The organism is Micrococcus sp. LASM2_SD2 (genome assembly GCF_057364565.1).
The window spans coordinates 1-7732 of the sequence record NZ_JBNFOB010000101.1 but is presented as its reverse complement, the minus strand read 5'-3'; the positions used below and the strand labels follow the sequence as shown (position 1 = coordinate 7732).

The 7732-nt window shown below is 68.8% G+C and carries 6 protein-coding genes and 1 pseudogene; 1 reads left to right on the top strand and 6 read right to left on the bottom strand.

Translation table 11 applies throughout. From position 1 onward, the window contains the following. Window positions 1-122: 122 nt before the first annotated feature. The 6 genes and pseudogenes from AC2W7A_RS06910 to AC2W7A_RS06885 form a co-directional block, all read right to left on the bottom strand. Window positions 123-1012, bottom strand: a pseudogene (locus tag AC2W7A_RS06910) (IS5 family transposase); the annotation flags it as partial. Window positions 1013-1440: 428 nt separating this feature from the next. After that, complete coding sequence (locus tag AC2W7A_RS06905) at window positions 1441-1842, bottom strand: cytochrome c oxidase subunit 4 (RefSeq protein ID WP_088478280.1); 402 nt, start codon at window positions 1840-1842, stop codon at window positions 1441-1443. Further along, the gene (gene ctaD / locus AC2W7A_RS06900; protein WP_485990708.1) at window positions 1839-3551 is read right to left on the bottom strand and encodes an aa3-type cytochrome oxidase subunit I; all 1713 of its coding nucleotides are present in this window, start codon (window positions 3549-3551) and stop codon (window positions 1839-1841) included. The genes AC2W7A_RS06905 and ctaD overlap by 4 nt, the downstream gene beginning before the upstream one ends. Then, window positions 3551-4459: an aa3-type cytochrome oxidase subunit II gene (gene ctaC, locus AC2W7A_RS06895; RefSeq protein WP_485990707.1), complete on the bottom strand. Its 909-nt coding sequence runs from the start codon at window positions 4457-4459 to the stop codon at window positions 3551-3553. The genes ctaD and ctaC overlap by 1 nt, the downstream gene beginning before the upstream one ends. Window positions 4460-4868: 409 nt before the next feature. Further along, the gene (locus AC2W7A_RS06890) at window positions 4869-5261 is read right to left on the bottom strand and encodes a HesB/IscA family protein (protein WP_088478282.1); all 393 of its coding nucleotides are present in this window, start codon (window positions 5259-5261) and stop codon (window positions 4869-4871) included. A gap of 166 nt (window positions 5262-5427) precedes the next feature. Next, a complete protein-coding gene (locus AC2W7A_RS06885) occupies window positions 5428-6834 on the bottom strand; it encodes a M20/M25/M40 family metallo-hydrolase (RefSeq protein ID WP_485990706.1) in 1407 nt (468 codons plus the stop codon). Between the two features lie 136 nt (window positions 6835-6970). Between AC2W7A_RS06885 and AC2W7A_RS06880 the strand changes: the two genes are divergently transcribed. After that, a complete protein-coding gene (locus AC2W7A_RS06880; protein WP_485990705.1) occupies window positions 6971-7618 on the top strand; it encodes a DUF3043 domain-containing protein in 648 nt (215 codons plus the stop codon). Window positions 7619-7732: the final 114 nt, after the last annotated feature.

The following is a 7732-nucleotide window of genomic DNA, read 5'->3' as shown; positions in this document are numbered from 1 at the left end:
CGGCGCGGATGCGCTCCTCGATGAGCTGCAATGCCTTCGCCTTGAACTCGGGGCTGTACTTCTGGGGCATGGTCCGATCCTCCTTGAGGAAGTAGGTCGGAACGAAACCCAGGGCGCTTCAGCGTGTCTGACAATAGCTTCGACCACGCAAGCACCGCGTTCGGCACCACGGCAGCCCGGTAGACGGTCGCGTACTTGTCGTACCGGGTCGCCAGGCCCCGCCATTGATTCAGGTGCGCGTACTGGCGCTCGATGACATTGCGGCCCCTGCAGGCGTCCGCGTCGAGGCGATGGGGCGCCCGCCGCGGGCACCGCGGCGTCTGCGGTGGCCCTGCTGGTCGGCCGGCTCGGGGATGACCGCCTTGGTCCGGCGGGCACGCAGATGGGCGCGGATCGCCCGGGAGGAGTACGCCTTGTCACCCTGCACCGCCTCGGGGCGGGTCCGGGGCCGCCCTACCGGCCGTGCCACACGCAGCTGCCCCAGCAACGGCAGCAGCATCGGGGAGTCTCCTGCCTGGCCTGGGGTGATCAGGCTGACCAGCGGCATCCCGGCCCCGTCCACGAGCTGATGGATCTTGGTGCTCAACCCACCACGGGAGCGCCCGATCCGTCTGAATCGGCCGGCTCCTCACGCAGATTCTTGTAACTCGATCCAGCCCCCTGTGTGCCGGGTGGTGTTCGTGGCGTGCTGGTGAGCGTGGGCGATCGTGGAGTCCACCGAGACCGACCAGTCCACCAAGCCCTGTGTGTCAGCGGCGGCGGTCAGCTTTGCCAGCACCGTGTCCCAGGTGCCCTCGGCCGCCATCCGGCGTTGCCAGGTCCACACGGTCTGCCAGGGCCCGTAGACCTCGGGCAGGTCCCTCCAGGGAATCCCGCACCGGTACCGGTAGATGATTGCCTCCACCATCATGCGGGCATCGGCGAACGGCCGGCCCTGCCGACCGGTCCGGGTCGGAAGGGTCGGGGCGATCAGTTCCCATTGGGCATCGGAGAGCATCTGGAAGCGGGACATGCCTTCCAGGGTGTCAGCCGGCCCCTGGACTCATTGTCAGACACGCCCTAGGGGCCCCACGCCTCCCCTGGGTCCCACGGGTCCTAGGGGCCCCACGGCTCCTAGGGGTCCCACGGCTCCCCCGGGTGCCACGCCTCCCGCGGGGCCCAGGGCTCCTGGGGTTCGCGCAGCCGCACCAGCGGCTCTGCGGCCGTCCCGTGGTGTCCTCCTGCGCCGTGAGAGCCACCACGGCCCCGATCCCCCTTCCCGCACCCCATCCCGCACACCTTCCCTCAGGGGGTGAGGTCCCACCGCGCTGATGGCGAAGCACCGGTGTCCGGCTCCTGGTCGGGTCCCGGGGACGGGCAAGGCTGCGGACACGAACAGAGGCGGGCCGCACCCCGTGAAGGGATGCGGCCCGCCTCTGTCAGTGGCTCAGGGGCCTCGAGTCAGTGCGCGTACTTTCCGCGGGAGAACTCGAAGACCCAGCCCACGGTGCCGAAGGCGGCCAGGACGACGCCGATGAAGAAGATCCACCAGCCGACGGCCAGACCGGTCACGACGAACGCGCAGGCGGTCGCCAGCACCAGCGGCCACCAGGACCACGGCGCGAAGGTGCCGTAGGTCCCGGCGTAGGTGAGGATCTCACCGTCCTCGTCGTCCGCCGGGCCCTGCCCGAAGCGCTTCTCCGTGGCCTGGATGTACCAGGCGATCATGAAGGACATGGCGCCCAGGGCCAGGAGGGCCGGGATGCCCGCCCACTCGGTCCACTTCACCCAGAACCCGTAGACGGTCCCGACGATGACGAAGAAGACACCGATGACCCAGAAGATGTTCGCGGTCACCTTCACTTGGCAGTCACCTTCTCTCCGAATGCCTCAGGGGTGTGCTGCGGGGAGTACGGCGACAGCTCCGGGTGGTGGAGGTCGAGCGCCGGACGCTCCGAGCGGATGCGCGGCAGCGAGTGGAAGTTGTGGCGCGGCGGCGGGCAGGAGGTCGCCCACTCGAGGGAGCCGCCGAAGCCCCACGGATCGTCCACGGTGACCTTCTTGCCGTGGCGCGCCGTGATGTACACGTTCCAGAAGAACGGGATCAGCGAGGCGCCGAGGATGAAGGAGAACACGGTGGAGAACTGGTTCATGGCGGCGAACCCGTCCTCGAGCATGTAGTCCGCGTAGCGACGCGGCATGCCGATGACGCCCAGCCAGTGCTGCACCAGGAAGGTGCCGTGGAAGCCCACGAACAGCAGCCAGAACTGGATCTTGCCGAGACGCTCGTTCAGCATCTTGCCGGTGAACTTGGGCCACCAGAAGAAGAAGCCGGCGAACATCGCGAACACCACGGTGCCGAAGATGACGTAGTGGAAGTGCGCCACCACGAAGTAGGTGTCGGACACCTGGAAGTCCAGCGGCGGGGAGGCCAGGATGACGCCGGTCAGACCGCCGAACAGGAAGGTCACCATGAAGCCGAGGGTCCACAGCATCGGGTTCTCGAAGGTGATCGAGCCGCGCCACATGGTGCCGATCCAGTTCACGAACTTCACGCCGGTCGGGACCGCGATGAGCATGGTCATCAGGGAGAAGAACGGCAGGAGCACGGAGCCGGTGACGTACATGTGGTGCGCCCACACGGTCACGGACAGGGCCGCGATCGAGGTGGTCGCGAACACCAGGGTCTTGTAGCCGAAGATCGGCTTGCGGGAGAACACCGGGATGATCTCGGAGACGATGCCGAAGAACGGCAGCGCGATGATGTACACCTCGGGGTGGCCGAAGAACCAGAAGAGGTGCTGCCAGAGGACGGCACCGCCGTTCTCCGGGTTGAAGATGTGTCCACCGAAGCGGCGGTCCATGCCCAGTGCGAACAGGGCGGAGGCCAGCGGCGGGAACGCCATCAGGATCAGGATGCCGGTGATCAGCGTGTTCCAGGTGAAGATCGGCATGCGCCACATCGTCATGCCCGGTGCACGCATGCACAGGATGGTGGTGATGAAGTTGACTCCACCCATGATGGTGCCGAAGCCCTGCAGGGCCAGGCCGAAGACCCAGAGGTCTCCGCCGACGCCCGGCGAGTAGGTGGTGTCAGACAGCGGCGCATACGCGAACCAGCCGAACGAGGCCGCACCCTGCGGGGTGAGGAAGCCGGCGGTGGCGATCAGGGAGCCGAACAGGAAGAACCAGAACGCCAGGGCGTTCAGGCGCGGGAACGACACATCGGGGGCGCCGATCTGCAGCGGAACGAGGACGTTGGCGAATCCGACGAACAGCGGAGTCGCGAACATCAGCAGCATGATCGTGCCGTGCATCGTGAACAGCTGGTTGTACTGCTCCTTGGTCTGCAGGATCTGCATGCCCGGCTCGAAGAGCTCGGCACGGATCAGCAGGGCCATCACACCGCCGACGCAGAAGAACACGAAGGACACGATCAGGTACATGTACCCGAGCACCTTGTGGTCCGTGGTCGTCAACCAGTTGACGGCGATCTTTCCGAGGGAGCGAGGCACGACGCGCGGCGCTGCCGTGCGCGTGCTCTCCTCCGTCGTGTACTCATACGTGGTCATCAGTGGCTACCTCCACCGCGCGGGGTCTGGAGGTCGACCTCCATCTCGCGCGCACCGTCAGGGTTCTCGTTCGGGTTGCGGTTGTACTCGTCCCCGACCAGGCCCGGCTCCATCTGGTCCAGCTGCTGCTGGAACTCCTCCTCGGAGACGACCTCCACGTTGAAGAGCATCTCGGAGTGGTACTCGCCGCAGAGCTCGGCGCACTTGCCGTCGAAGCGGCCCTCCTCCTGCGGGGTCAGGTAGAGGTGGTTGGTCTTGCCGGGGATCAGGTCCCGCTTCTGGAGGAACTGGGGGATCCAGAAGGAGTGGGCGACGTCACGGGACTTCAGCTCGAAGTGCACGGGCACGTCGACGGGGAGGTACAGGGTCGGCAGCGTGTCCTGCACGCCGGCGTTGCCCTCGGTGTCGAGCTGAGCCTGGACGCCGGCGTAGTGCGCCTCCTGGCCCTCGTACTCGTAGTTGAAGTCCCAGGCCCACTGCTTGCCGTACACGGTGACGGTCAGCGGGGAGTCGTCCACGGGGGTGTCGACCTCGGTCTGCACACGAACGGTGAAGCCCCAGAGGCCGAAGACGAGAACCAGCGGGATGACCGTGAACATGGTCTCCAGCGGCATGTGGTACGCGGTCTGCTTCGGGAAGCCCTGGTCGTTCTTGCGGCGGCGGTAGGCCACCATGCACCAGATCATGGCGGCCCAGGCGACCAGGCCGATGACCAGTGCGGCGATCCAGGAGTCGACCCAGAGGTTCGTCAGCACCTCATTGTGGTTGGTCGTCCCGTTGGTGCCGGGGAGCCAACCACGCTTGACCTCTTCCGAACAGCCGGTCAACGCCAGCATGGCGGTGGCCCCCAGGGCGCCCGCCTTCAGCGTGCGTCGAGTCCGACGTCCGGCGTCATTCTGTGCTCTCACAGACGGCCTTCCTCTTCATCTCGTGTGCGATGGGCGCCCCTCTCCCCCGCCGGGAATCGCAGAATCCTGCGGATTTCCCTCACAGCGGACAGGGGTGCCCGGGTGATTCCCCTCTACTCTACGTCTTTCCGGCGATTCGTGCTGACCATGACACCCCGCCTCAGGGGCGTGTCCCCGCCGATCGGAGCACTTCCGGCATCCGGACTGCGGGTACCTCCCGATCCCCCTCTGACAGGGCACGGCGGGCGCCTCCCCGTGGCCTCACCGTCGCCTGTCGCGCCCGCACCGGAGCCCTCCGGACACACCTCGGGCCGGCCCCTCGGGGAGCCGGCCCGGAAGCGCTCGGCGAGCGGCCGTCGTCGTGGCCCACCCCGCTCTCGGCGAGGTGCCGCGGACAGCCGCCTGCCGGTCAGTGGAAGGAGTCGCCGCAGGCGCAGGAGCCGGAGGCGGTGGGGTTGTCGATGGTGAAGCCCTGCTTCGAGATGGTGTCCTCGAAGTCGATCTTCGCGCCCATCAGGTACGGAACGGACATCTTGTCCACGATCACCTCGACGCCGTCGAAGTCGCGGACGGTGTCCCCGTCCAGGACGCGCTCGTCGAAGTAGAGCTGGTAGATCAGGCCGGAGCAGCCGCCGGGCTGCACGGCGATGCGCAGACGCAGGTCGGTGCGGCCCTCCTGCTCCAGCAGGGCACGGACCTTGGCCACCGCGACGTCGGTGAGCTCCACCTCGTGCGGGGGCAGGCCGTCGGCAGGCTGGGTGGCGCCGATCTCGACGCCGGTCTCGTCAGCGGACAGTGCCATGGGGGCCTCCTCGTGTGGGGACGTTCTTCCGCACCTCGAGGGTACGGCTTCTTCAGGTGTGAACGGTACCGGTCGCCGGTTGATTCCCGACGACGGCCGCCCGCCGTCCGCATCCGGCCCGCCCGGTGCTGTGGCCGGGGCGGGCAGGACGGCGGGCATGCGGGGCTCAGGCGCCCAGGCGGGCGAGCCAGAGGGCCTCGGCGAGGATCGCGTTGCGGAAGTCGCCGAGGTGCAGGGACTCGTTGGCGGAGTGGGCGCGGGAGTCCGGATCCTCGACGCCGGTGATGAGGATGGTGGCCTCCGGGAAGACCTCGTTGAGGTCCGCGGTGAAGGGGATGGACCCGCCCAGCCCGGTGGCCTTGGGCTCCACGCCCCAGGCCTGGTGGAAGGACTCCATCATGGCGGCGGCCATCGGGTCCGAGGTGTCCGTGGCGAACGGCTGGCCGAAGTGGCCCTTCTCGTAGGTGATCTCCGCGCCGAAGACCTTCTCGGCCTGCTCGGCGAGGTAGGAGGTCACGGCCTCGTAGGCCTGCTCCGGGTCCACACCGGGGCCCACGCGCAACGACCACTTGGCGCGGGCGGAGGGCTGGATGGTGTTGGAGGAGGTGTCCACGCTCGGCACGTCGATGCCGATGATGGACAGGGCCGGGCCGTTCCACAGGCGGTCGGCGAGGGGGCCGGAACCGGCCAGGGTCACGCCGTCCAGCACGCCGGCGTCGGTGCGGTAGGTCTCCTCTGAGTAGTCCACGTCCGCGTGGACCTGGGCGCCGACGCCGGGGACGGCGACGTTGCCCTGCTCGTCGTGGAGGGTGGCGATGAGGCGGCAGAGCAGGGTGACGGCGTCCAGGACGGGGCCGCCGAACATGCCGGAGTGCACGGCGTGGTCCAGCACCCGCACGGTGACGGTGCCGTCGGCGACGCCGCGCAGCGAGGTGGTCAGGGCGGGCTCGCCGACGGCCCAGTTCGCGGAGTCGGCCACCACGATCGCGTCGGCCTCGAGGTCCGCCTTCTGGTTCTCCAGGAAGGTGCGGAAGGTCGGCGAGCCGGCCTCCTCCTCGCCCTCGATGAACACGCGCACGCCCACGCCGGCCTCCGGGGCGGCGGTCTGCAGGGCCTTCAACGCGGCGAGGTGGAGCATGATGCCGGCCTTGTCGTCCGCCGCGCCACGGCCGAAGAGGCGGTCGCCCACGCGGGTGGCCTCGAACGGCGGGGTGTTCCACAGGGACTCGTCGCCCGTAGGCTGCACGTCGTGGTGGGCGTAGAGCAGCACGGTGGGCTTGCCGTCGGCGCCCGGGCGGGAGCCGAGCACGGCGGGGCCGCCGGGCTGGCCGTCCTCGCGGGTCTCGGTGACGATGCGGACGTTCTCCAGGCCCAGCTCGCGGACGAGGTCGGCGACCTTCTCGGCGGACTGCTCCAGCAGCGCGCGGTCGAAGGAGTCCCAGGCGATGCCGCCGACGGAGACGAGGTCGGTGAGGGTGGTGACGGTCTCGTCGAACTGGGCGTCGACGGCGGCGGTGATTTTCTCGACGAGCGCGGGATCGAGCTCGGAGGCGGCGGGAATCTGTGCAGTCATGTCCTTCACACTAACGCCCGTGACCGCCACGGCCGGCAGGTCCGGGACCGCCGGGAGCGTTCCGCGGGTGCCGTTCCCCGGCCCCTCCGCGCGAGCCTGCCGAGTGTACGCCCAGGCCACGCCTAGACTGGTGGGCGTGTTCAGCCGCAAGAAGACCTCCGAGAAGTCCGAGACTCCCGCGACGCACGGCTCCCATCCGGCCGGTGTGACCGCGGAGTCCGCCCCTGCCGCCGAGTCGGCCGTGGACGAGGCCCCCGCTCGCCGCGACCGCTCCAAGCCGAAGGGCGTGCCGACCCCGCGCCGCAAGGACCAGGAGGCGGCCCGCCGTCGTCCGCTGGTGCCGGAGGACCGCAAGGCCGCGAAGAAGGCGGACCGTGAGGCCATGGCGGCCGAGCGAGCGAAGATGCGTGAGGCCCTGGAGACCGGCGACGAGCGGCACATGCCGGTCCGGGACCGCGGTCCGCAGAAGCGCTTCGTCCGCGACTACGTGGACGCCCGGTGGTCCATCGGCGAGTTCCTGCTGCCGGTGGTGTTCCTCTACATCCTGCTGATGTTCATCCCGGGCCGTGAGTTCCAGCTGGCGCTGATGTACTCGCTGTACGCGCTGGTGGCGCTGGTGATCGTGGACTCGATCGTCCTGGGTTCCAAGATCCGCAGGGCCCTGGAGGAGAGGTTCGGCGTGGCCGAACCGGGCACCAAGATGTACGCGATCATGCGCGCGCTGCAGTTCCGCCGCCTGCGCCTGCCGAAGCCGCAGGTCAAGCGGGGCCAGTACCCGGCCTGATCACCTCCGGCGCAGGCCGGAGCCACGCAGGGGGCGTCCGTCTCGGACGGCCCTGCCGTCTGTGTCGTCGGTCTTTCCCCGAGACGGCCGGGTCCCGCCCTTGGGGCGGCGGCA

Excerpts from the sequence above, each read along its gene's own strand:
- ctaD (WP_485990708.1), bottom strand. The coding sequence starts at position 3,551 with ATGACCACGTATGAGTACACGACGGAGGAGAGCACGCGCACGGCAGCG.
- AC2W7A_RS06890 (WP_088478282.1), bottom strand. The coding sequence starts at position 5,261 with ATGGCACTGTCCGCTGACGAGACCGGCGTCGAGATCGGCGCCACCCAG.
- AC2W7A_RS06885 (WP_485990706.1), bottom strand. The coding sequence starts at position 6,834 with ATGACTGCACAGATTCCCGCCGCCTCCGAGCTCGATCCCGCGCTCGTC.